The 22200-nt window shown below is 70.9% G+C and carries 20 protein-coding genes; 11 read left to right on the top strand and 9 right to left on the bottom strand.

Going from position 1 to position 22200, the window contains the following annotated elements:
- The 8 genes from MPPM_RS08265 (at position 1) to MPPM_RS08230 (ending at position 9642) form a co-directional block, all read left to right on the top strand.
- A complete protein-coding gene (locus MPPM_RS08265; protein WP_096484639.1) occupies positions 1-1365 on the top strand; it encodes an 8-oxoguanine deaminase in 1365 nt (454 codons plus the stop codon).
- On the top strand, positions 1365-2969 hold the full coding sequence (locus tag MPPM_RS08260) for an ABC transporter ATP-binding protein (protein ID WP_096487780.1): 1605 nt from the start codon (positions 1365-1367) through the stop codon (positions 2967-2969). The genes MPPM_RS08265 and MPPM_RS08260 overlap by 1 nt, the downstream gene beginning before the upstream one ends.
- Before the next feature lie 64 nt (positions 2970-3033).
- On the top strand, positions 3034-4125 hold the full coding sequence (locus tag MPPM_RS08255; protein WP_096484638.1) for an ABC transporter permease: 1092 nt from the start codon (positions 3034-3036) through the stop codon (positions 4123-4125).
- Positions 4122-5063 carry an ABC transporter permease gene (locus MPPM_RS08250; RefSeq protein ID WP_096484637.1) on the top strand — a complete coding sequence of 314 codons (942 nt, stop codon included), beginning with the start codon at positions 4122-4124 and terminating at the stop codon, positions 5061-5063. The genes MPPM_RS08255 and MPPM_RS08250 overlap by 4 nt, the downstream gene beginning before the upstream one ends.
- 151 nt (positions 5064-5214) lie before the next feature.
- Entirely contained in the window at positions 5215-6369 is a 1155-nt protein-coding gene (locus MPPM_RS08245; protein WP_173807894.1) for a BMP family ABC transporter substrate-binding protein, read from the top strand.
- A gap of 143 nt (positions 6370-6512) precedes the next feature.
- Entirely contained in the window at positions 6513-7661 is a 1149-nt protein-coding gene (locus tag MPPM_RS08240; RefSeq protein WP_096484635.1) for an ABC transporter permease, read from the top strand.
- A 22-nt stretch (positions 7662-7683) separates the two neighbouring features.
- Positions 7684-8604, top strand: a complete 921-nt coding sequence (locus MPPM_RS08235; RefSeq protein ID WP_096484634.1) for an ABC transporter permease — start codon at positions 7684-7686, stop codon at positions 8602-8604.
- A gap of 9 nt (positions 8605-8613) precedes the next feature.
- Positions 8614-9642, top strand: a complete 1029-nt coding sequence (locus MPPM_RS08230) for a formamidase (protein ID WP_096484633.1) — start codon at positions 8614-8616, stop codon at positions 9640-9642.
- Between the two features lie 74 nt (positions 9643-9716).
- Here the strand turns inward: MPPM_RS08230 and MPPM_RS28855 are convergent, their stop codons facing one another.
- Positions 9717-10049, bottom strand: a complete 333-nt coding sequence (locus MPPM_RS28855) for a BrnA antitoxin family protein (RefSeq protein ID WP_280176350.1) — start codon at positions 10047-10049, stop codon at positions 9717-9719.
- Positions 10009-10320 carry a BrnT family toxin gene (locus tag MPPM_RS08220; RefSeq protein ID WP_096484631.1) on the bottom strand — a complete coding sequence of 104 codons (312 nt, stop codon included), beginning with the start codon at positions 10318-10320 and terminating at the stop codon, positions 10009-10011. Before MPPM_RS08220 ends, MPPM_RS28855 begins: the two co-directional genes overlap by 41 nt.
- A gap of 51 nt (positions 10321-10371) precedes the next feature.
- Between MPPM_RS08220 and biuH the strand changes: the two genes are divergently transcribed.
- Positions 10372-11091: a biuret amidohydrolase gene (gene biuH, locus MPPM_RS08215; RefSeq protein ID WP_096484630.1), complete on the top strand. Its 720-nt coding sequence runs from the start codon at positions 10372-10374 to the stop codon at positions 11089-11091.
- 6 nt (positions 11092-11097) lie between these two features.
- Positions 11098-12639: an ABC transporter ATP-binding protein gene (locus MPPM_RS08210; protein WP_096484629.1), complete on the top strand. Its 1542-nt coding sequence runs from the start codon at positions 11098-11100 to the stop codon at positions 12637-12639.
- Positions 12640-13458: 819 nt separating this feature from the next.
- On the opposite strand, the gene MPPM_RS28850 is transcribed toward MPPM_RS08210, so the two are convergent.
- A complete protein-coding gene (locus MPPM_RS28850) occupies positions 13459-13920 on the bottom strand; it encodes a nuclear transport factor 2 family protein (RefSeq protein WP_096484627.1) in 462 nt (153 codons plus the stop codon).
- 407 nt (positions 13921-14327) lie between these two features.
- Between MPPM_RS28850 and MPPM_RS08190 the strand changes: the two genes are divergently transcribed.
- Positions 14328-15401, top strand: coding sequence for a BMP family ABC transporter substrate-binding protein (locus MPPM_RS08190; protein ID WP_096484626.1), 1074 nt, complete (start codon positions 14328-14330; stop codon positions 15399-15401).
- A gap of 77 nt (positions 15402-15478) precedes the next feature.
- Here the strand turns inward: MPPM_RS08190 and MPPM_RS08185 are convergent, their stop codons facing one another.
- The 6 genes from MPPM_RS08185 to MPPM_RS08155 form a co-directional block, all read right to left on the bottom strand.
- Positions 15479-15745, bottom strand: coding sequence for a hypothetical protein (locus MPPM_RS08185; RefSeq protein WP_096484625.1), 267 nt, complete (start codon positions 15743-15745; stop codon positions 15479-15481).
- Between the two features lie 408 nt (positions 15746-16153).
- Positions 16154-17800, bottom strand: a complete 1647-nt coding sequence (locus MPPM_RS08175; protein WP_096484623.1) for a CocE/NonD family hydrolase — start codon at positions 17798-17800, stop codon at positions 16154-16156.
- Entirely contained in the window at positions 17790-18608 is an 819-nt protein-coding gene (locus MPPM_RS08170) for a creatininase family protein (protein ID WP_096484622.1), read from the bottom strand. Before MPPM_RS08170 ends, MPPM_RS08175 begins: the two co-directional genes overlap by 11 nt.
- Positions 18608-20179: a class I adenylate-forming enzyme family protein gene (locus MPPM_RS08165; RefSeq protein WP_096484621.1), complete on the bottom strand. Its 1572-nt coding sequence runs from the start codon at positions 20177-20179 to the stop codon at positions 18608-18610. The genes MPPM_RS08170 and MPPM_RS08165 overlap by 1 nt, the downstream gene beginning before the upstream one ends.
- 50 nt (positions 20180-20229) lie before the next feature.
- Positions 20230-20817: an NAD(P)H-dependent oxidoreductase gene (locus MPPM_RS08160; RefSeq protein ID WP_096484620.1), complete on the bottom strand. Its 588-nt coding sequence runs from the start codon at positions 20815-20817 to the stop codon at positions 20230-20232.
- Complete coding sequence (locus tag MPPM_RS08155) at positions 20814-22199, bottom strand: FAD-binding oxidoreductase (protein ID WP_096484619.1); 1386 nt, start codon at positions 22197-22199, stop codon at positions 20814-20816. Before MPPM_RS08155 ends, MPPM_RS08160 begins: the two co-directional genes overlap by 4 nt.
- Between the last annotated feature and the right edge of the window lies 1 nt (position 22200).

Genomic DNA, 22200 nt, shown 5'->3' with positions numbered 1-22200 from the left:
ATGATGGAATCGAGCGCCCGCCCCCGCCGCCTCTGGCTCCGTGATCCGCTGGCGATCCTGGCGGAGGGAGCCGGCGGCGGGCTCGTGGTGGAGGGCACCCGCATCGCCGAACGGGTGCCCGCCGGTGGCCGGCCCGCCGGCCCGGTCGACGCGACGTTCGACGCCGCGCGCCACGTCGTCATCCCCGGCCTCGTCAACACCCATCACCACGTCTTCCAGACACTCACCCGCGCCCACCCGATCGCGATCAACAAGCCGCTCTTCCCCTGGCTCAAGGCGCTCTACGGCATCTGGGGCCGGCTCACGCCGGAGGCGTTCCGCCTCGCCACCCGGCTCGCCTACACCGAACTGCTCCTCTCCGGCTGCACCACGGCGGGCGACCACCACTACCTGTTCCCGAGAGGGCTCGAGGCGGCCGTCGACATCCAGGTCGAGGAGGCGCGCGCCCTCGGCATCCGCGCCGTCGTCACCCGCGGCTCGATGAGCCTGTCGCAGGAGGATGGCGGCCTGCCGCCCGAGACGCTGGTGCAGGACGACGACACCATCCTGGCCGACAGCGAGCGGGTGCTGAGGCTGTTCCACGATCCCGCGCCCGGCGCGATGGTGCAGATCGGGCTCGCCCCCTGCTCGCCCTTCGCCGTCACCAAGCGGCTGATGCGCGAGAGCGCCGGGCTCGCCGAGCGCCACGATTGCCGCCTGCACACCCATCTCGGCGAGACGCGCGACGAGAACGCCTACTGCCTCGAAGCCTTCGGGCAGCGCCCGGTCGACTACCTGGAGGAGGTCGGCTGGATGACGCGCCGGGCCTGGCTCGCCCACGGCATCCACTTCAACGACGACGAGGTGAGGCGCCTCGGCGCGGCCGGGGTCGGGGTCTGCCACTGCCCGACCTCGAACATGGTGCTGGCCTCGGGCCATTGCCGGACCTGCGAGCTGGAGGCGGCGGGCTCGCCCGTCGGTCTCGGCGTCGACGGCTCGGCCTCGAACGACAGCTCGAACCTGATGGAGGGCGTGCGCCACGCCCTGATGATTAACCGGCTGACCTACGGCGCGGAGGCGGTGACCCATCTCGATGCCCTGCGCTGGGCGACGGAGGGCTCGGCCGCCTGCCTCGGGCGCGGCGATATCGGCCGGCTCGAGCCGGGCCGCGAGGCGGATCTGGCGCTGTTCACCCTGGACGAACTGCGCTTCTCCGGCGCCCACGATCCGCTCGCGGCGCTGGTTCTGTGCGGGGCCCACCGGGCGGACCGGGTGATGGTCGCGGGCACGTGGCGGGTGATCGACGGGGAGCCGCTCGGCATTGAGACCGGACGCCTGCGCGAGGAGCATTCGCGGCTTGCCCGGCACCTGTTCGGTACGGCGTGATGGCGGCCGCATCCGCTGCCCCGGCGCCGCGGGGAGGCCCGACCCCGCTCTTCGGAGCCTACGGCATCGTCAAACGTTTCGGCGCCTTCACCGCCAATGACGGCGTCGACCTGGAGATCCGCGCCGGGGAGATCCACGCCCTCCTCGGCGAGAACGGCGCCGGCAAGTCGACCCTGATGAAGATCCTCTACGGCCTCCTGGAGCCGACCGAGGGCGTCGTCACGCATCAGGGCGACATCGTGCGGCTGGCGAACCCCGAGGCCGCGCGGGCGCTCGGCATCGGCATGGTCTTCCAACACTTCTCGCTGTGCGAGAACCTGACGGTCGCCGAGAACATCGCCCTCGTCATGCCCGCCGCGCTGACGGGCCGGGCGCTCGCGGAGCGGATCGCCCGGCTCGGGGCGGATTACGGCCTACATCTCGATCCGGCGCGGCCGGTCTGGTCGCTCTCGGCCGGCGAGCGCCAGCGGATCGAGATCGTGCGCTGCCTGCTCCAGAACCCGAAGCTCGTGATCCTCGACGAGCCGACCTCGGTGCTGACGCCCGGCGAGGCAGAGGCGCTGTTCGCGGTGCTGGAGCGGCTGCGCGACGAGGGCCGGGCCCTGCTCTACATCTCCCACCGGCTCGACGAGGTGCGCCGCCTCTGCACCCGGGCCACGATCCTGCGGGGCGGCCGGGTCGTCGGCACGTGCGATCCGCGGGCGGAATCCGCCCGCTCGCTCGCCGCGATGATGGTCGGCACGGGGGTGAGCGAGGTGCGGCCGAAGTCGGTCGGCGGGTCCCGCGGGGAGCGCCTCGTGCTCGACCGCCTCACGCTGCCCGCGCCGGGCCTGCACGGGACGCCGCTGCGGGACATCGCGCTCCGCGTCGCGGGCGGCGAGATCCTCGGCATCGCCGGGATCGCCGGCAACGGGCAGGCGGAACTGTTCGACGCCCTTTCGGGCGAGAGCCGGGCCCCGGCGGCCGGGGCCGTGCGCTTCGACGGCCGGGCGGCGGGCCATCTCGGCATCAATGCCCGGCGCCGGCTCGGGGCCGCCTTCGTGCCCGAGGAGCGCAACGGCCACGCCGCCGTTCCGCCGATGAGCCTGTCGGAGAACGCGCTGCTCTCCCGCCACGCCACCGCGCCGCTCACCCGTTTCGGCCTGCTGCGGCTCGGCGCGGCCCGGGCCCTCGCCCGGCGGGTGGTCGATGCCTTCGACGTGCGCGGCGCCGGCCCGGACCCGGCGGCGGGCACGCTCTCGGGCGGCAACCTTCAGAAGTTCGTGGTCGGGCGCGAGATCCTGGCCGAACCGGGCATCCTCGTCATCAACCAGCCGACCTGGGGTGTCGATGCCGCCGCCGCCGCCCGGATCCGGCAGGCCGTGCTCGATCTCGCCGGTCGGGGGAGCGCGGTGGTCGTGATCAGCCAGGATCTCGACGAGCTGTTCGAGATCGCCGATTCCATCGCCGTCCTGCACGCCGGCGCGCTCTCGCGGCCCGTCCCGACCGGCGCGACCAGCCGCGCGGCTCTGGGGCTGCTGATGGGCGGGGTCGGCGAGCCGGAAACGCAGACCGGCGAGCCTCCGGCAGCGCCCGCGATCCGAACCGCCGCGCCGGTCCTTTGAGCCGCTGCCGGACCCGATCCGCCCATGCGCGTGAAGAGCCAGCCAGGAATGAACGGGATGCGCGATGCGCCTTGACCTCCTCCCCCGCGCGCGCCGGTCGCCCTGGCTCGACCTGCTCGCGCCCGCGCTGGCCTTCCTCGCCGCGGTCCTGATTGGCGGGATCGCGGTGGCGATCCTCGGCGTCCCGCCGGGGCAAGCCTTCCTCACCTACTTCGTCGCCCCCTTGAGCGAGGTCTGGTCGCTGCAGGAGGTCGCGCTGAAGGCCGCGCCGCTCGCGCTGATCGCGACCGGGCTCGCCTTCTGCTACCGCGCCAACCTCTGGAACATCGGGGCGGAGGGCCAGTACGTGGCCGGCGGCCTCGCGGGCGGCTGGGTCGCCGTCGCCGCGCACGGTTCGCAGGGGCCGACGGTCTGGATCCTGCCGGCGATGCTGCTCGCCGGCACCCTCGCCGGCATCGCCTACGCGATGATCCCGGCGCTGCTGCGGGTCAGGCTCGGCGTCTCGGAGATCCTGACCAGCCTGATGCTCGTCTACGTCGCGCAGCTGCTCCTCGACTACATGGTGCGCGGGCCCCTGCGCGATCCGCAGGGCTACAACTTCCCGCAGAGCGTCAGCTTCGAGGACGCCGCCCGGCTGCCCCTGCTGATGGAGGGCGAGTCGCTGCATGCGGGCGCGCTGATCAGCGGTCTCGCGATCGTGCTGGCGGCTCTCGTCCTGGCGCGGACCCTGTTCGGCTTCGAGGTGCGCGCGGTCGGCGCGAGCCCGCGGGCGGCGCGCTTCGCCGGCTTCTCGGACGCGCGCCTGACGCTCGCGGTCTTCGCGATTTCCGGCGGGGCGGCGGGCCTTGCCGGCATCTGCGAGGTGGCCGGACGGATCGGCCAGCTCCAGCCGGAGATCTCCCCGGGCTACGGCTTCACCGCGATCATCGTCGCCTTCCTCGGCCGCCTCAGCCCGCCGGGCATTCTGCTCGCGGCCCTCGTCATCGCCCTGACGACGATCGGCGGGGAGGGGGCCCAGATCGACCTGAAGCTGCCCCTCGACCTGACCCGCGCCTTTCAAGGATTGCTGCTCGGCCTCGTGCTCGGCGCCGACGTGCTCACGCGCTACCACGTCCGGATCGTGCCGGGCGGTGCGGGCGCCAAGGTGACCCCATGAGCCTCGACATCGCCAGCCTCGACATCGTCCAGATGGTGCTCGTCACGGTGCTGACGGCGGCGACACCGCTGATCCTGGCCGGCATCGGCGAACTCGTGGTCGAGCGCTCCGGCGTGCTCAATCTCGGCGTCGAGGGCATGATGGTGCTCGGCGCGGCCGCCGGGTTCGCCGTCGCCACCCAGACCGGATCGACCGGGCTCGGCGCCCTCGGCGGAGCCGGGGCGGGCCTGCTGCTCGCCGCCCTCTTCGGCGTCCTCACCGTGGGGCTGGCGGCCAACCAGGTCGCCTCGGGATTGGCGCTGACCATCCTCGGGCTGGGGCTCTCCGGCCTCGTCGGCGCCGGCTATGTCGGGATGAAGCGCGATCCGGCGCCCCATCTCCACCTGCCCGGCCTCACCGACCTGCCCGGGATCGGCCGGCTGCTGTTCGGACACGACGCCTTCGTCTACGCGGCCCTGCTCCTCGTCGTGGGCGTGTGGTGGTTCCTGTGGCGCACCCGCGCCGGATTGATCCTGCGCGCCGTCGGCGACGATCACACCGCGACCCATGCCCTCGGGCTCAAGGTGCGCAAGGTCCGCTTCCTCGCCGTGCTGTTCGGCGGCGCCTGCGCGGGACTGGCCGGCGCCTACCTGTCGCTGGCCTACACGCCGTTCTGGGCGCCGGCGATGACCGCCGGACGGGGCTGGATCGCCCTGGCGCTCGTGGTCTTCGCCTCCTGGCAACCGCTGCGGGTGGCCGCGGGCGCGCTGCTCTTCGGCGGGGCGACCGTGCTCCAGCTTCACGCCCAGGCCGCGGGTCTCGGCCTGCCGGGCCAGCTGCTCTCGGCCCTCCCCTACCTCGCCACCATCCTGGCGCTCGTCCTGCTGTCGCTCGGCCGGCGGCGGGGCGGATCGCTGGCACCGGCGGCCCTCGGCCGCGTCTTCGCCCCGAGTCGTTGAGGATGGGGGCCTTCCGGGAGGGTTGGCGCGAAAGCATGCATCGGCAGATGGCATTTTAGGCGCCTTGTCGGCCGGGATCTGATTTTCCCTGCCGGATGGGGGCAGTTCCGGTGCCGAAACTTTGATCTTTTCTCGACCTGAAACAGGATCAATGCTGACAAAACTTGTGCCGCCGGCCCGGAAAGACGGATCACGCCTCGTGTCAGACCATTCTTTCTCCCGCAGACATCTGCTCGGCGGTGCGGCCGCCCTCTCCCTCGGGGTGCTGCCCTTCGGCCGCGCCCGGGCCGCCGGTCCGCTCACAGTCGGTTTCATCTATGTCGGGCCGAAGGATGATTACGGCTACAACCAAGCCCACGCTCAGGGCGCGGCCGCCCTCAAGGCGATCCCCGGCGTCCAGGTGGTCGAGGAGGAGAACGTCCGCGAGACCACCGACGTCCAGAAGACCATGGAGAGCATGATCAACCTGGACGGGGCGACCCTCGTCTTCCCGACCTCCTTCGGATACTTCGACCCGCACGTCCTCATCGAGGCGAAGAAGAACCCGAAGGTGCAGTTCCGCCATTGCGGCGGGCTCTGGACCGAGGCGAACCCGAAGAATGCCGGCTCCTATTTCGGCTACATCGCCCAGGGGCAGTACCTGAACGGCATCGTCGCCGCCCATGCCTCGAAGGCGAAGCGGCTCGGTTTCGTCGCGGCCAAGCCGATCCCGCAGGTTCTCAACAACATCAACGGGTTCCTGCTCGGTGCGCGCAGCGTCGATCCGTCGATCACCGTGCAGGTGATCTTCACCGGGGAGTGGTCGCTCGCCGTCAAGGAAGCGGAGGCGACCAACGCGCTGATCAACGGTGGCGCCGACGTGATCACCTGCCACGTCGACAGCCCCAAGGTCGTGGTGGAGACGGCGGCGCGCCGCGGCGCCTTCGTCTGCGGCTACCACGCCGACCAGTCGGCGCTCGCCAAGGACCAGTACCTGACCGGCGCGGAGTGGAACTGGGCCTCGATCTACAAGGGCTTCGTCGCCGACATGCAGGCGGGCAAGGCTCCGCCGAACTTCCTGCGCGGCGGGCTGCCGGACGGCTTCGTGAAGATGAGCCCCTACGGTCCCGCGGTCTCCGAGGAAGCCCGCAGGCAGGCCGATGCCGTCAAGGCCGAGATGATGAAGGGCGGCTTCGCCATCATCAAGGGCCCGCTCAAGGACAACAAGGGCAACGTGATCGCCGGTGCCGGCACGGCGCTGGCCGAGAACGCGAGCGAACTGGAGAAGACCAACTACCTCGTCGAGGGCGTGAAGGGCTCGGCCTGATACGGCAGCCCGAAGGCCGCCCAAGCAGGCTTGGCATGGCTTGTGCGGCCTCTCGGAGGAGGACCCGACCCAACGGACCCGATCCCTTGGACCCAATCCCTTGGACCCGACCCGCTGGACCCGCGCCCCTTGGACCCGCACCCATGGCCGCTGACACCACCGCCCCCGGCCTGCCGCTGGTCGAGAGCGATCCGGACCGCCCCCCGGCCTCGCTCCAGATCCGGGCGTGGCTCGCGCGCCGCACTGAGAGCGTCGCGATCCCGCTCGGGGCCGTGGCCGCGGGCTTCCTGATCTTCTCCCTCTTCCTGGTGGCCCTGGGGAAAAGCCCGCTCGCCTTTCTCGATCTCGTCTGGCGCGGCGGCTTCGGCTCGCCTTTCGCGCTTCAGAACAGCCTGCAGCGCGCCGCACCTCTCCTGTTCGCCGCGCTCTGCGTCGCGCTGCCGGCCCGCCTCGGCCTCGTGGTGATCGGCGGCGAAGGCGCGATCGTCCTGGGCGGCGTGGCCGCGGCGTCCGCGGCGCAGCCGCTCCAGGGCCTATCCCCGCTCCTCGCCGTGCCGCTGATGGCGCTCGCCGCCGTCGCGGCCGGGGCCGCCTGGATCGGCGCCGTCGGAGCGCTGCGCGCCTATCGCGGAGTCAACGAGACCATCGCCAGCCTGTTGATGTCCTACATCGCGCTCGCGCTCTCGAACCATCTGATCGAGGGCTGGCTTCGCGATCCGGCGAGCCTCAACAAGCCCTCCACCGCGCCGATCGGCGAGGCGTTCATGGTCGGCGCCCTGCCGGGCCTCGATGTCCATTGGGGCCTCGGCATCGGCGTGCTCGCCTGCCTCGCCGCCTACGCGCTGACCGAGCGGACGACGATCGGCTTCGCCGCCTGCATCGCCGGCGGCAACCTGCGGGCGGCGCAGATTCAGGGCCTGCCGGTCGGGCGCCTCGTCGTGAGCTTCACCGCGCTGGGCGGCGCCTGCGCCGCGCTCGCCGGCTTCTTCGAGGTCGCGGCGGTGCACGGCAACGCCAACGCCTCGCTCAATGCGGGCTTCGGCTATACCGGCATCCTCGTCGCCTTCCTCGCCCGCCACAATCCCCTGGCGATCCTGCCGGTCGCCTTCCTGCTCGGCGGCATCGAGGCCTCGAGCGGCCTGATCCAGAGGCGGATGCAATTGCCCGACGCGACGGTGCTCGTGCTCGAAGGGCTGCTCTTCCTCGTCGTTCTCGTCAGCGAGACGCTCTACGGGCGCTTCAAGCCCTTCAGCCCGCATCTCTGGGCCGAGAAGCGCGGGGTGGCCCCGTGAGAGCCGGTATCGAGGACGGGCGATGAGCGATGATCTCGGCCTGGGGACCGTGCTGCTCGCCGTGATCGGCGGGGCGATCCGCGTCTCGACGCCGTTCCTGTTCGTGAGCCTGGGCGAGACCATCACCGAGCGCTCGGGGCGGATCAATCTCGGGTTGGAGGGCACCCTCGTCTTCGGTGCGATGTCGGCCTACGCCACCGCCGTGATGACGGGCAGTCCCTGGGCGGGCGTGGCAGTCGCCGGGCTCGCCGGCGGCGCCTTCGGCGGGCTGCACGGCTTCATCTGCCGCTTCCCCCGGGTCAACGACGTGGCGATCGGCATCGCGCTGATGCTGTTCGGTTCGGGGCTGGCCTTCTTCCTCGGCAAGCCCTTCATCCAGCCCTCGGCCCCGCCGCTGCCGGCGATCCCCTTCGGCTTCTGGTCGGACCTGCCGCAGGTCCAGGCGGCGCTGCGGGTCAACGTGCTGTTCCTGGCCGGCGCCGCGCTGGCGCTGTTCCTGTGGTGGGCGTTCCGCAACACCAAGGCGGGCCTGATCGTGCGCGTGGTCGGCGACAGCGCGGAGGCGGCGCGCGCCATGGGCTACGACGTCGATCGCGTGCGGCTCCTCGCGACCGCCGTCGGCGGCGTGCTCGCCGGGATCGGCGGCGCCTATCTCTCGCTCTACTATCCCGGCTCGTGGAACGAGGGCATCTCGTCCGGACAGGGTCTGATGGCGGTGGCGCTGGTCATCTTTGCCCGCTGGAATCCGCTCGCCTGCTTCGGGGCGGCTCTGCTGTTCGGCGGCGCCGGGGCGCTCGGACCGGCCCTACAATCCGTCGGCATCTCCCAGGGCTACTACCTGTTCTACGCCGCGCCCTACGTCCTCACCCTGGCGCTCCTGATCGCCACCTCCTCGCCGGATCGGGCGCTGACCGGCGCGCCGGGCGAATTGTCCCTCAAGTAAGGAAGCCTCATGAACGGACTCGGTGGACTGAACAAATCCCCGAACGGCGTCGTCATCGGCCTCGTCCAGCTGCAACTGCCGACCATCGCCACGCGGGCCGATGTCACGGCCCAGGCCGAGCGCATCGTCGCGATGGTCGCCAAGGCGCGCGCCAACCTCGCGACGATGGATCTGGTCGTCTTCCCGGAATACGCGCTGCACGGCCTGTCGATGGACACCCGCCCGGAGATCCTGTGCACCCTCGACGGACCCGAGGTCGCGGCCTTCAAACAGGCCTGCCGCGACAACCGGATCTGGGGCTGCTTCTCGATCATGGAGGCCAACCCGAACGGCAACCCGTTCAATTCCGGCCTCATCATCGACGACCAGGGCGAACTGAAGCTCTATTACCGCAAGATGCATCCCTGGGTGCCGGTGGAGCCCTGGGAGCCCGGGGATCTCGGCATCCCGGTGATCGAGGGGCCGAAGGGGGCCAAGCTCGGCCTCATCATCTGCCACGACGGCATGTTCCCGGAGATGGCGCGCGAATGCGCCTACAAGGGCGCCGAGATCATGATCCGCACGGCCGGCTACACCGCGCCGATCCGCGAATCCTGGCGCTTCACCAATCAGTCGAACGCCTTCTGCAACCTGATGGTGACCGCCAACGTCTGCATGTGCGGGTCCGACGGCACCTTCGACTCGATGGGCGAGGGGATGATCGTCAACTTCGACGGCACGGTTCTCGCCCACGGCACCACCGGCCGCGTCGACGAGATCATCACCGCCGAGGTGCGGCCGGATCTCGTGCGCGAGGCGCGGGCGCATTGGGGCGTCGAGAACAACATCTACCAGCTCGGCCACCGCGGCTACACGGCGGTGAAGGGCGGCGCGGGCGACTGCCCCTACACCTACATGCACGACCTCGCCGCGGGCCGTTACCGCCTGCCGTGGGAGGACACGGTGAAGGTGACCGACGGCACCTCGTGCCGCTTCCCGGCGCCGACTCGCGTCTATGGCGAGGGCGAGCAACCGGCGGCGCGGGAGGCGGCGGAGTGAGGTGGGCCTCGAAGCACTCTGCGCCGAAGTGGATGCCGGTTCGGCGTCGGAGAGTGCGTCGAGACAGGAGTTTATTAGACCCGCTTCTTCAGCGCCGCGAGCATCTCGCGGCGCAGGATCGCGTTGATGCGCGTCTGGTATCCGCGGCCTTGGCCACGCAGCCAGGCCAGAACGTCAGAATCGATGCGGACCGTCGTCGAGGTCTTGTTCGGCCGGTAGTATCGTCCGCGCACGGCGTTGGCCCAGAATTCCTCCGTGAGGGGCGGGATATCGCTGCGATCGATCGCCGCGTCGGGCATGGCCGCGAGCGCTCCGAGTTCGGTCTTCTGCGCCTCGGTCAGGGACGGAAGCTTCGCCAGATCGACATCAAACCGAACGAGATTCCCGCTCGTAGCGTCGTCGCTCACTGCGGTCGGCACGTCGGGCCGAGATGATGCGGACGATCTCGATTTCCCTGCCATCCTCGTTCCTCTCGCAATGGGTGTGGACGACCAGCAGCACCGCGAAGTCACCCATGGAGCCGATGGCCTTCCAGCGCAGCTCTCCGCCCTCGACCCGGTCGGGCGCCGACAGGAGAAACGGATCGGCGAAGATGCGGAGAGCGGATTCGAAGCTGACGCCGTGCTTGCGCAGGTTCGAAGCGGCCTTGGCCGGATCCCATTCGAATCGGGTCGTCACGACAAAGTTGTTACGACAAATCCGTTCTGCAAGCCATCAGGAGAAGGCCGCATGAGCGTCATCCCCTTCCCCTCCGCCGGATCTCCCGAGGGCGGACGCTTCGTCGCCGCCGAGCCCTATCCCTGGCCCTATGACGGCTCGCTCGGTCCCGAGACCACGGCGCTCGTCATCATCGACATGCAGACCGACTTCTGCGGCAAGGGCGGCTACGTCGATGCGATGGGCTACGACCTCGCCCTGACCCGCGCGCCGATCGAGCCGATCGCGCAACTCCTCGCCGCCGCGCGGGCGGCCGGCTACCACGTGATCCACACCCGCGAGGGTCACCGGCCCGACCTCGCCGACCTTCCCGCCAACAAGCGCTGGCGCTCGCGCCGGATCGGGGCGGGGATCGGCGATCCCGGGCCCTGCGGACGCGTGCTGGTGCGCGGCGAGCCGGGCTGGGAGATCATCCCGGAACTGGCGCCGCTTCCGGACGAGCCGGTGATCGACAAGCCGGGCAAGGGCTCGTTCTGCGCCACCGATCTCGAACTCATCCTGACGACGCGGGGCATCCGCAACCTGATCCTGACCGGTATCACCACGGATGTCTGCGTCCACACCACGATGCGCGAGGCCAACGACCGCGGCTTCGAATGCGTGATCGTCTCCGACGGCACCGCCGCCACCGACCGTGGCAACCACGAGGCGGCGCTGAAGATGGTGACGATGCAGGGCGGCGTGTTCGGCGCGGTCGCCTCGTCCGAGGCGATCCTCGCGGCGATGGGCTAGGTCGTGATGTCGGCCCCCGCTCCCTCCGGCGCCCTCGCCGTCGAGACCGTCGGCATGACGAAGCGCTTCGGCGGCTTCACCGCCCTCGACGATGTCTCGATGAAGATCGAGGCCGGCGGCTTCCACGCCCTGCTCGGCGAGAACGGGGCGGGCAAGTCGACCTTCGTCAAATGCGTGATGGGCTTCTACCCGCCGAGCGCCGGCTCGGTCCTGATCAACGGGCGCGAGGCGGAGATCACCGGGCCGAAGGGCGCGCAGGCGCGCGGCCTCGGCATGGTCTACCAGCATTTCACCCTGGTGCCCTCGCTGACCGGCGCCGAGAACCTCGTCATCGGCCGGGCCGACGCGCCCGCGATCCTCGATTGGACGGCCGAGCGCGCGGCGCTCGCCGACTTCATGGCGCGGATGCCGTTCCGGCTGAACCTCGACCGGCCGGTGGCGGAACTCGCGGCGGGCGAGAAGCAGAAGCTCGAGATCGTCAAGCAGCTCTACCTCAAGGCCCGCTTCCTGATCCTCGACGAGCCCACCTCGGTGCTGACGCCGACGGAGGCCGAGGAGGTGCTGGGCCTGTTGCGGGGCATGGCGGATGCGGGCGCGCTCACGGTGCTGATGATCAGCCACAAGTTCCGCGAGGTCGAGGCCTTCGCCCGCAGCCTCAGCGTCCTGCGCCGCGGCCGGCTTGTCGGCGGCGGCGCGGTCGGCGCGCTGTCGCGGGACGACATGGCGGCGATGATGGTGGGCGAGCGCACCACGCGCACGATCGCCGCGCGGATCGGCGAGCCCGACCGGGCGCGCGAGATCCTGCGGGTGGAGGGCCTGACCGCCACCGACGTCTCCGGCCTGCGGCGGATCGATGTCGCGGATCTGCGCGTGCGCGCCCACGAGATCGTCGGCATCGCCGGCGTCTCCGGCAACGGGCAGAAGGAGTTGGCCGACGTGCTCGGCGGCCAGATCCGCGCGACGGGCGGGCGCGTCGCGATCCAGGGCGAGCCCTACGGCGGCACCCGAGCGGAGAGCCGCCGGCACCGGGTGCGCTTCATCCCGGAGGAACCCCTGCGCAACGCCTGCGCGCCGCGGATGTCGGTGGCCGAGAACCTCGCCTTCCGCGCCTTCGACCGGCGCGGCGACGATCCCGACGGTCCGCCGACCCTCTGGCTCGACCGGCGCGCCATGACCCGGCGGGCGAAGGACCTGATCGCCCGCTTCAAGGTGAAGACCGCCTCCTCGGAGGCGCCGATCGCCACGCTCTCGGGCGGCAACGTGCAGCGCGCTGTGCTGGCGCGCGAACTCACCGACCCGGTCGATCTCCTGATCGTCGTCAATCCCTGTTTCGGCCTCGATTTCGCGGCGGTCGCCGAGATCCGTTCCCGCATCGTGGCGGCGCGCAACGCCGGCGCCGCCGTCCTGCTGATCAGCGAGGATCTCGACGAGATCCTGGAACTGTCGGACAGGATCTGCGTGATGTCGGACGGGCGCCTCGTCTACGAGACGCCGGCCGCGGCGGCGGAGGCCGGAGTGATCGGCCGCCACATGGCCGGGCATCACTAGGTTAGGGGGCTTATCCTGACATCCAGGGTTCAGGAGTTTCCGGTCGCGGGCAAACTCGCTCAACGGCTCTGCGAGATCGATTGATGCGTATTTTCGACATCTTCGGCCGTAAGCGCCGCAAGGAAGAGCGTCGCCGCCGTGAGGCAGCGGCCGGCAAGCCGTGCTCGTCGGCTGGCGGCGATGGCGGCTACAACCCGGCGCTCTACGACTCCTCCGCCGTGAACGACAGCGGACCCTCCCACTCGCCCCATTCTTGCGGCTCAGCTCCGTTGCCTTACGCGGGCGGCAGTTTGTTCTGCTCTGGCGGGGACAGTGGTGGCGGAGGCGGCGGGGACTGACCCTGCTCCTGAACCCTGGAGGACCCTGCCCCAAACCTAGACGGGAGGCCGATCCGCATCATCGCAAGATCCTAGAGCGCATTCCGATGAAGTGGTCACCGGTTCGTCGAGAGAAGGCGCGCCAAAACAATGAGCGAGAGACGCCGGCCTGATGCAATCAGGTCGGATACGGCTCTAGGTCATGGTCCGTCTCGCCACCCTCTCCCCATGTCTTGGCACCTTGGACACCCGCACAGAGTGCCCAGCGCCGAAGCAGGCAGATCCCGGACTGCTGATACCTGAGTGACCTGACCGACCGGCTTTGGACGGGCGGATCGAGAGATCAGTGTGTCCGATGCCCCTCATTCTGCTGGGAACCGGCCGGCCGCCGCTGTGCGCCAGTCGGCGGTCCGAAGCGCATGAAATCGAGTGAGGCCGCGGACATCCAGTTTGGAACGGAGCGTGGCGCTCGCACCGGCGTTCCGGGGCGAGGCGAGCAGACTCAGTTCCAGGTGTGCAGCACGGTGCGCCAGCGATCGCCTTGGCGCTCCAGGACGTTGACCCAATTGCCGCCGTAGCTCTGCGTGTCGCCGCCGTCGGTCGGTCCGTTCAACTGCCACCGGCCAGTGAGGATCAGGGTGTCACCCTTTGTGGTGGCATCCTGCACCGTGATCTTGTGATCCTTGAAGCCCTTCGCCCTTAGGTCTGCGAAGAAGCTGGCGATCGCCTGCGCTCCCCGAATCGGCGTGCCGCCGTTCGGATCGTAGCTGCCGGCCCGCTGCCAGATGCGCACGAACACCTCCTGCAGTGCATCACCCCGATCCTGCACGATACGCAGGATGATCCCGAGAAGTTTCGGGGCGGTCGCGGTATAGAGCGCGCGCAAAGCCGTGCGGTCGCCCTCGGCGACAGACCTAATCAGCCGCGCGAGATCTGCGTCGTCAGACGCCTTCACGATCGGCACAGCTCCCCCCTTTCCCCGAACGATCCCGCTGATCCTACGGACTCGGGCGTCTCAACCGGCCAAGCCTTTCCCCATGCGGCATAGCTTGGCCTGAAGGGTTACGTGTGGGGTGTCCCTCGATCTCTGCGGCAGCACAGCGGTTCGTAGCACGCGATCATCGGTTCGACGAACGCTCGATCTACGCTGCGATGCAATGCGTCGCGATCGCTCGTCAGAAAGCCCGCTCACCACCCGTCGCAGCCCTTTGCAGGCTCAAGCTGATCAGGGTCGTATCCTGAAGCCGGCTCAGCGCTCCCTGCTCCCGCGGCCCGACCTGGCCCTGGTCTTGCTCTGAAAGTCTCCAGGGCGTCCATGCGCGGCGCCGGCAAGTCGCGGCGGGCAACGTCGCCGAAAAGGGGCAGACAGTCATGATGGGCAGCATCGTCACGCGCGTGGCCGGAGCACTTCTGTGCGCGGCCGTCGCGGCGAGCCCGGCACGGGCGGTGGACAAGCTCAAGGTCGGCTTCGTCTATGTCGGTCCGGTCGCCGATTACGGCTATTCCTACCAGCACGACCTCAGCCGCAAGGCGCTGGCCGAGGCGCTGCCCGACAAGGTCGAGACGACCTTCCTCGAGAACGTGCCCGAGGCCGACAGCGAGCGCTCGATCGAGAAGCTCGCCCGCTCGGGGGCGGGCCTGATCTTCACCACCTCCTTCGGCTTCATGGAGCCGACCCTGAAGGCCGCCAAGAAGTTCCCCAAGGTGAAGTTCGCCCACGCCACCGGCTACAAGCGGGCCGACAACGTCTCGACCTACTCGGCCCGCTTCTACGAGGGGCGCTACATCTGCGGGAAGATCGCCGGCAAGCTGTCGAAGTCGGGCACCGTCGGCTACATCGCCTCTTTCCCGATCCCGGAAGTCGTGAGCGGCATCAACGCCTTCATGCTCGGCGCGCAGTCGGTCAACCCGGACATCAAGGTCAAGATCGTCTGGGTGAACACGTGGTTCGACCCCGGCAAGGAGGCGGAGGCGGCCAAGGCGCTCCTGGCGCAAGGGGCCGACATCCTGACCCAGCACACCGATTCCGCCGCGCCGCTGCAGGAGGCGGAGAAGGCCGGCAAGCTCGCCTTCGGCCAGTCCTCCGACCAGTACCGCTTCGCCCCCAAGGCGCAGCTGACCTCGATCGTCGACGACTGGAACGGCTACGTGATCCAGGAGGCCAAGGCCGTCCTCGACGGCACGTGGAAGAGCGGGGACAGCTGGGGCGGCATCAAGGACGGCATGGTCGTGCTGGCGCCCTTCACCAACATGCCCGACGACGTGAAGGCGCTGGCCGAGGAGACCAAGAAGGGGATCGTCGAGGGCCGGATCCACCCGTTCCAGGGGCCGGTGCTCAAGCAGGACGGCTCGGTCGCGGTGAAGGAGGGGGAGCACGCCCCCGACCCGATGATCCTCGGCATGAACTGGTACGTGAAGGGGATCGACGATCGGCTGACGCAGTAGAGGCGGACGCCGGGTCCCGGGAAAAAGGAGGCGCCGCCGGAGCGATCCGGCGGCGCCTCTTCTCGTTGCGAGGCCGGTCAGGGACGCGGCGGCGGGAGACGGCGCTCCTCGGCCGGGGGCGGGGCGGTCTCCACCGGCACGCCGGTGCCGGGCGGTGCCGGGATGGCCTCGCCCGAGCGGATCGCCTCCCGCTCGTTCAGGATGGCGGCGGCTCCTTCCGTGCCGCCCGGCGCGGTCGCGCCCGGGCTGCCGGCCGGAGCGCCGGTCGATCCTTGGGCGAAGGCGCCGGCGTGCAGACCGGTGAGGATAGACAGGGCGAGTGTGGCGGTCGTGAAGGTACGCATGGGACGGGCTTTCCGGTTGCGGAGGGATTGCGAGGTGTCGTCGGTCGCTAGGGACCCCGGGAAGCGGCTCACCGATGTCGCTTCCGGTGGGAGCGGGCGGCTTTTCCGCGCCGTCCGCCCGGGGCGGTGATGCGCGATTGACCGGCCGGCGGCGTTACCGTGCCCTGCGCACGGGCGCCCGGCGCCGTGACGACGCCGCTGCCGAGACAGAAGGCGGCGGCGAACCAAGCGAGGAGAGGGAGGCTGAGGCCGAGACCGGCCCGTGTCACGCGCATTCTGGAGGCTCCCGCGGGGCCGTGATGGCCACGTTTGCGCCGTCGGCGGCAGCAAAGGCCGTGCCGTCGGCGAAGCCGGAGCCGCATCCGCTCGACGAACCGGCATCGTCGGCACGCACTCCGATCGGCCGTCTCACGCGAGGACCGGCAGAAGCAGCCGCGACGGCCGCTCGGCCCCGTGGCGGAGGGCGAGCAGGATCACCTGCGCCTGCATCGCCGCGGCCGCCTCCGGGCGGCTTCCGGTCCCCGGATTGACGGCGAAGGCCGGCCAGGCGGCGGCCTGGAGCGACAGCCGCAGGCGCTGTCCGGGCCGCAGCGTGCAGCACACGCCGCGCATGGCGATGCGCCGGGGACCGGGCGCGCCGGCATCGGCGACCCGCAGATGGCCGGCGGTCAGGGTGAGGGCGCGTCCGTCCGGCTCCACGAGGGAGAGCGTGGCGTGGAGGTCGTAGCTCGCCGCCGCGGTCTCGACGTAGACCTCGGCCGCCACGCGGCCGGCGAGGTGCAGGGGCGCGGCGATCACCGGGCCGTCATAGACCGCGACGTCGCTGCGGTCGTCGAGGGCGGCACGGTCCTGGTAGCCCGGCGGCGTCCCCCAGGGCCCGCCGACGATCGGCGCGGGGCGCCACGGATCATGCACGAGGCGGTCCTCGCCGGCCGCCCCCGGCGCCGCCGCGAGTCGTCCGCCTGCCGCGGTGGCAGCAAGCCCGTCGGAGGCGAGATAGAGCGCCGTCGGTTCGGGCTCGGGCCAGGCGGAGAAGCTGGCCCAGCCGCGGCTGCCCACATCGAACAGCCGGACCGGCGGACCCGGATCCTCGCGCCCGAGCAGCACGTGATCGAGGAAGGCGACGGTCGCAGCATCGACCGGCGTGACGGCTTCCGGTCCGAGATCGAGGCTGCCGACGCGGCGCCCCCAGGGGGCGTGCGTCCAAGGACCGATCAGGAGGCGCTGTGGCGCCGGCCCGGCGCGGAAGGCTTGGTAGGCCCGAAGCGTGCCGTCGAGCAGAAAATCCTGCCAGCCGCCGACATGCAGGCCGGGCACGGCGAGGTCGCTCCCCGCGAGGAGGCGGGCCGGCGCGATCGCGTCCCAATAGGCGGGATCGTCGCCGAGCCAGTCGATGTAGTGATGGTCGGCGGCGTGTCGCGCGAGCACTTCGGGCTGGGCCGCGACCGGTCCGCTCCAGGGCGCGCCGCGGGCCGCCCCGCCGAGCGCCGCGAAGGCGGCCGCGTCGCCCCGGAGCCGGGCGCGTTCGGCGCCCATCTGGCAGGCCCAGCCGATATTGCCGGCGAGCCCGAAGGCACCGCCGGTGAAGGCCCAGTCGTCGCGGATGTCCCATCCGCCCATCGCCGGCACGATCGCATCGGGCCGCTTCGTGCCCGCGCGGCGCGCACCCGCGAGCGCCAGGAACTGCGTCACCGCCTGATAGCTGAAGCCGTAGGTCGCGACGCGGCCGTCCGATCCCGGTAGATCCGCGGCCCAGGCCAGGGTCGCCGCGCCGTCCGCGGCCTCGTGCTCGAACAGGCGAAAATCGCCGCCGCTGCCGCCGCGCCCGCGCACGTCCTGAACCACGACGAGGTAGCCGCGGGCGGCGTACCAAGCCGGATGGGCCAGGGTCAGGGTCGAGGCGATGGCGCGGCCGTAGGGCTGGCGCATCAGCAGGACGGGATGGCGACCGGGTTCGGCGGGGCGCCAGAGGTCGGCCACGAGCTCGATCCCATCGGGAAGCGTTAGCGTCGCGGTCTCGGGCTCGGCGACCCGCCGCAGGGCGTCAGCGGGCATCGAAGGCCGTCCCGGGGCTCAGCCGTTCGAGCGGGAAGTTCGCGATCTCGCGCACCAGCCGCACCACCCCCGCGGCGGCGCGCTCCACCAGTTCGGCCCCGCGCCGGGCATCCGCCGCCGCGGCGTTGCCGCTGACGCCGGCGGGGTGAAGGTCCTGCGCCATCCAGCCGAAGCCGACCCGGCCCTCGGGCGTCAGCAACCCGCCGGCCCGCTCCATCTCGACCGAGAGCGGCACGAAGTCGTCCGCCCGCTCCATCCGCACGAGGTCGGGGTGGAGCGCCAGCATCGCGCTGGTCTCGATCGCCCCGCCATGGATGCCGTGGCGGCGCTCGGCCTCCGAGAAGAGATCGTCCATCGGCATCACCCCGCCCCAACCGCAGCCGACCGCGAGCATGCCGAGCCGCACCCGCAATTCGCGGGTCACGATCTCCATCACCTGCGGCTGCCCGCCATGGCTGTTGAGGATGAGGAGGCGGCGGCCCCCGGCGCGGTGCACGCCCTCGGCGGTCTCGATCCAGAGCCGCGCCAGGGTTTCGTGGGAGAGGCTGAGCGTGCCGGGGAAGGCATGATGCTCGTTCGACTTGCCGATCGGCAGCATCGGCAGGACCAGCGCCGGCAGGTCGTCGGGCATCAGGGCCACGGCACGGGCGAGGATGCCGGCATTGATCGCGGCATCGACCCGCACCGGCAGGTGCGGCCCGTGCTGCTCGACCGCCGCCACGGGCAGGACCGCGACGAGTTGCGTCCAGTCGAGGCGCGAAAAGTCTTCCGTGGTCAGGTCCCACCACCAGCGTGAGGCGGGGCGCATCACACCGCCACCACGCTCTTCGCGGCACTTTCGGCGGCACTTCCGGCGGCGGTCCGGGCGAGGTCGGAGCGGGCGAGATCCGCCTTGGCGATCTTGCCGGTCGGGGTCATCGGCATGTCCGGCACGACCACGAGCACGAGGGGGTCGAGGTCGTAGGCGACCCGGCCGGTGATCGCGGCCTTCAGCGCCGCCGCGTCGAGCGCGGCGCCGGGCTGGCCTTGCGCGAAGGCGACCGGCCGCTGACCGAGGGCCGGATCGGCGACGCCGACCAGCGCCGCCTGGGCCACGCCGGGCTGCGCCGCCAGCGCCTCCTCGACGTCGCGCGGGTACCACAGGCGCCCGGACACCTCGACGAGCTCCGCCCGGCGGCTGCGCAGGGTCACGCAGCCCTCCGCGTCGAGAAGCCCGAGATCGCCGGTGCGCAGGTAGCCGCCGCGGGTCGCGGCTTCCGTCTTGTCCGGCTTGCCCCAGTAGCCGGCCATGAAGCCGCCGGTGAGCGCGATCTCGCCGATCTCGCCCGGCGGCAGCACCCGGTCGTCGGGACCGAGGATGAACACCTCCTTGTCGGGCAACGGCGGCCCGACGCGCCCGAGCCGCGCATCGTCCGGCTCCGGTTCCGGGTAGCCGAGGCCGACGAAGCCGCCGAGTTCGCTCTGGCCGTAGCTCTCGACCAGCGGCAGGCCGAGTTCGTCGCGCCACGCCGCCTTGAGCGTCGGCGGCACCGGACCGCCGCCGGAGAGGCCGAGGCGCAGGGCCGGCGGCGGGGCGCCGCGGCGGCGGGATTCCTGCAGCACGTCGTCGAGGATCGGCGGGTTGGCCACGAGGCTCGTCGCCCTGCGGGCACTGAGCGCGTCGTAGCCGCCCTCCCGGGTCCAGAAGCGCATCACGTTGATCGCCGCGCCGACGGCGAGCGGCGGCAGCAGGTTGGCGACGAGCTGGTAGGAGCTGGAGAGCGCGGAGGGGCCGAAGGAGACGTCGCCCGGTCGCAGCCGCAGGCGCTCGCCGATGCAGCGGGCGGCGCGGACGGTGGGCTCGTGGCGCAGGCAGGCGCCCTTCGGCTTGCCCGTCGTGCCAGAGGTGTAGGACAGGTGGGCGATGGCGGTCTCGTCGCCGGGATCGGGCGGGGCGGGCAAGGCTGCCGCCAGCATCTCCGGCAGGGAGAGGGCGCCGTCCTGCGCCCCATCCATGCACAGGCGGGCGCGGACCGTTCCGACCGCCGCGCAGGCCGCGGCCACCTGCGCCTCCATGTCGTGGGTGTAGACCACTGCGCTCGGCGTGTGGTCGGCGAAATAATCGGTCAGTTCGTCGGCAAACTTCACGTTCACTAGCGCGGCAATGGCGCCGATCCGCCATGCTCCCAGCATCGCCACGATGTAGTCGAGCCCGTTATGGGCGAAGATCGTGACACGATCCCCCTTTCCCACGCCGAGATCGTGCAAGGCGCCGGCCATGCGGTCCATGGCATCGACTGCCCCGGCATAGGTCAGGCCGCGATCGCGATCGACCCAGTGGAAGGCGGGCCGCCCGGGATGGCGCTCGGCGCCGAGGGTGAGGAGACGATGCATCAGCATGGCGGGGCTCCGGTCGTGGCGTTGTTCTCGGGATGCGGGGATCGACGGCCTCAGAGCCGCTCCATCCGCCCGCGCACCCGCTCGATGAAGGCGCGGCGGCGTGCCTCGGAGGCGACGTTCAGGTGGTAGAGCGCGAGGTACTCGGCGCGGGCCCGGCGCGCGGCGAACCAGCGGAGGTAGCGCGTCACCATCCGCCGGGGCGGATCCTGCATCGCCAGCGCCATCCAGCGCGGACGGCCGTAGGTGACGACGCCGACGATCCGCTCCAGCGTGTCGAGGGTCGGCCGGACGTGCCGCGGGTCCGAGAGGTCGAAGGCGACGCCCGGCATCATCAGCCGGTCGATGAAGCCCTTGAGCATGGCGGGCGGGCCGAAGCACCAGGTCGGGAACTGCACCACCAGCACCTGCGCCGCGCGCAGCCGGGCGACGTAATCCTCGAGTCCGCGCTGGTTCACCGTGACGTCGTGATAGTGACGCCGCCCCTCCGCTGTGAGGACCGGGTTGAAGCCCTCGGCGTAGAGGTCGAGCAGGTCGACCGTGTGCCCGGCCCGAGTCAGGCCGTCGAGGGCGGCCGTGCGGATCGCTCCGTGAAAGCTCTCCGGCAGCGGGTGGCAGTAAAGGTAAAGAATGCGTTTCACGTGAAACACGCCGCTCGGGTTACGGCGGCGGGGGTGAAGGTCCGCATCTTGCCCGGGTTCATCAGGCCCATCGGGTCGGTGAGCCGCTTGAAGCCGAGCTGATCGGTCTCCGCCCGTTTGTGCCGGGTGCCGTCCTCCAGGGTGTAGACGTGGGGGTTGGCGATCGAGACGCCGCGCGCCTCGTGGGCCTCGATGATGTGGTTCAGCCGGTCCGCGTCGGTGAACTTCAACAGCGGAATGCCGGCATAGGTGAGCCGGCCGGCGAACTCGATGAGTTCGAGATGCGGCACGATCTCGTCGGGAAACAGAGCCGCCATCTCGGCGACGCTCTGCATCAGGCCATCGGCGGAGTGGAGGCTCTGGAGGTAGGTCCAGCTCCGGTCAGTCTTGAGCACCTGCAGCGTGGTGTGGTTCCAGCTGTACTCGTAGAGCGGCGTGTGGCCGGGCGAATCGTCGAGCGGCGTCTCCAGGGTGATGGTGCCGCCCTCCCGCGCCACCCGTGCCCGGAAGGCCGGCAGGCTCGCCTCCGCCACCATCGCGATCAGGATCGCCTGCCCCGGCGGACAAGACCCGCGCAGCGCGGTGAACCATTGCGGCAGCGGCCAGGCGATCGGCGTGACGAGCTTCTTGGTGATCGCCGGATCGCGGCCGACCGCCAGCCCGACCTCGGCCGCCGTCAGGAAATCGTCGAAGGCGACGATGACATCGATCCAGGGATGGACGGGAGCCAGCGGCATCTCCAGCGCCGTGACGATGCCGGTGGTGCCGTAGGCGTGGGCCACGCCGTTGACCGCGTCACCGGTGAGTTCCAGCACCCGCGGCTCCGGCTCCAGAGTCACCACCCGGGCGGCGCGGATATTGCCGCGCTCGCGCAGCTGTCCGTAATTCACGGAGCCGATCCCGCCCGAGCCGCCCGCGACGAAGCCGCCGATGCTCGCCGTGCGCTTGGTCGAGGGATGCATGCGGATCTCCTCGCCGCCCTCGGCGAGGAGCGTATCGAGGCGGTTCATGCGCAGGCCGGGGCCGGTCCGCACCGCGCCGTCGCGCTGCCACTCGACCCGGTCGAGGCCGGACACGTCGAGCACCACGCCGCCGTGCAGCGGCACCGCCTGGCCGTAATTGCCGGTGCCGCCGCCGCGCACGGTGAGCGGCACCCCGTGCCGCGCGCAGGCCGAGGCGACGGCGATCACTTCGGCCTCGCTCGCGGCCTCGGCGACGAGATCGCCGGACAGGCCCTTCAGCGCGGCGTCGAGGACGGGGGAGTACCAGAAGAAGTCGCGCGAGCGCTTGCGCACCCGTGCCGGCTCCTCGATCAGGGCGACGCGGCCGGAGAGATCCGCCTTGAGGGAGGCCAGCGCGTCGGGGGAGGGGCGGCCCACCATC

Source organism: Methylorubrum populi, from assembly GCF_002355515.1.
GTDB lineage: Bacteria > Pseudomonadota > Alphaproteobacteria > Rhizobiales > Beijerinckiaceae > Methylobacterium > Methylobacterium populi_A.
Note: the sequence above shows the minus strand (reverse complement) of the source record. Positions and strands in the feature narration are given on the sequence as shown.

Coding starts and splice junctions, on each gene's coding strand:
- MPPM_RS08265 (WP_096484639.1), top strand. CDS start 1: ATGATGGAATCGAGCGCCCGCCCCCGCCGCCTCTGGCTCCGTGATCCG.
- MPPM_RS08260 (WP_096487780.1), top strand. CDS start 1,365: ATGGCGGCCGCATCCGCTGCCCCGGCGCCGCGGGGAGGCCCGACCCCG.
- MPPM_RS08255 (WP_096484638.1), top strand. CDS start 3,034: ATGCGCCTTGACCTCCTCCCCCGCGCGCGCCGGTCGCCCTGGCTCGAC.
- MPPM_RS08250 (WP_096484637.1), top strand. CDS start 4,122: ATGAGCCTCGACATCGCCAGCCTCGACATCGTCCAGATGGTGCTCGTC.
- MPPM_RS08245 (WP_173807894.1), top strand. CDS start 5,215: ATGCTGACAAAACTTGTGCCGCCGGCCCGGAAAGACGGATCACGCCTC.
- MPPM_RS08240 (WP_096484635.1), top strand. CDS start 6,513: ATGGCCGCTGACACCACCGCCCCCGGCCTGCCGCTGGTCGAGAGCGAT.
- MPPM_RS08235 (WP_096484634.1), top strand. CDS start 7,684: ATGAGCGATGATCTCGGCCTGGGGACCGTGCTGCTCGCCGTGATCGGC.
- MPPM_RS08230 (WP_096484633.1), top strand. CDS start 8,614: ATGAACGGACTCGGTGGACTGAACAAATCCCCGAACGGCGTCGTCATC.
- biuH (WP_096484630.1), top strand. CDS start 10,372: ATGAGCGTCATCCCCTTCCCCTCCGCCGGATCTCCCGAGGGCGGACGC.
- MPPM_RS08210 (WP_096484629.1), top strand. CDS start 11,098: ATGTCGGCCCCCGCTCCCTCCGGCGCCCTCGCCGTCGAGACCGTCGGC.
- MPPM_RS08190 (WP_096484626.1), top strand. CDS start 14,328: ATGATGGGCAGCATCGTCACGCGCGTGGCCGGAGCACTTCTGTGCGCG.
- MPPM_RS08185 (WP_096484625.1), bottom strand. CDS start 15,745: ATGCGTACCTTCACGACCGCCACACTCGCCCTGTCTATCCTCACCGGT.
- MPPM_RS08175 (WP_096484623.1), bottom strand. CDS start 17,800: ATGCCCGCTGACGCCCTGCGGCGGGTCGCCGAGCCCGAGACCGCGACG.
- MPPM_RS08170 (WP_096484622.1), bottom strand. CDS start 18,608: ATGCGCCCCGCCTCACGCTGGTGGTGGGACCTGACCACGGAAGACTTT.
- MPPM_RS08165 (WP_096484621.1), bottom strand. CDS start 20,179: ATGCTGATGCATCGTCTCCTCACCCTCGGCGCCGAGCGCCATCCCGGG.
- MPPM_RS08155 (WP_096484619.1), bottom strand. CDS start 22,199: ATGGTGGGCCGCCCCTCCCCCGACGCGCTGGCCTCCCTCAAGGCGGAT.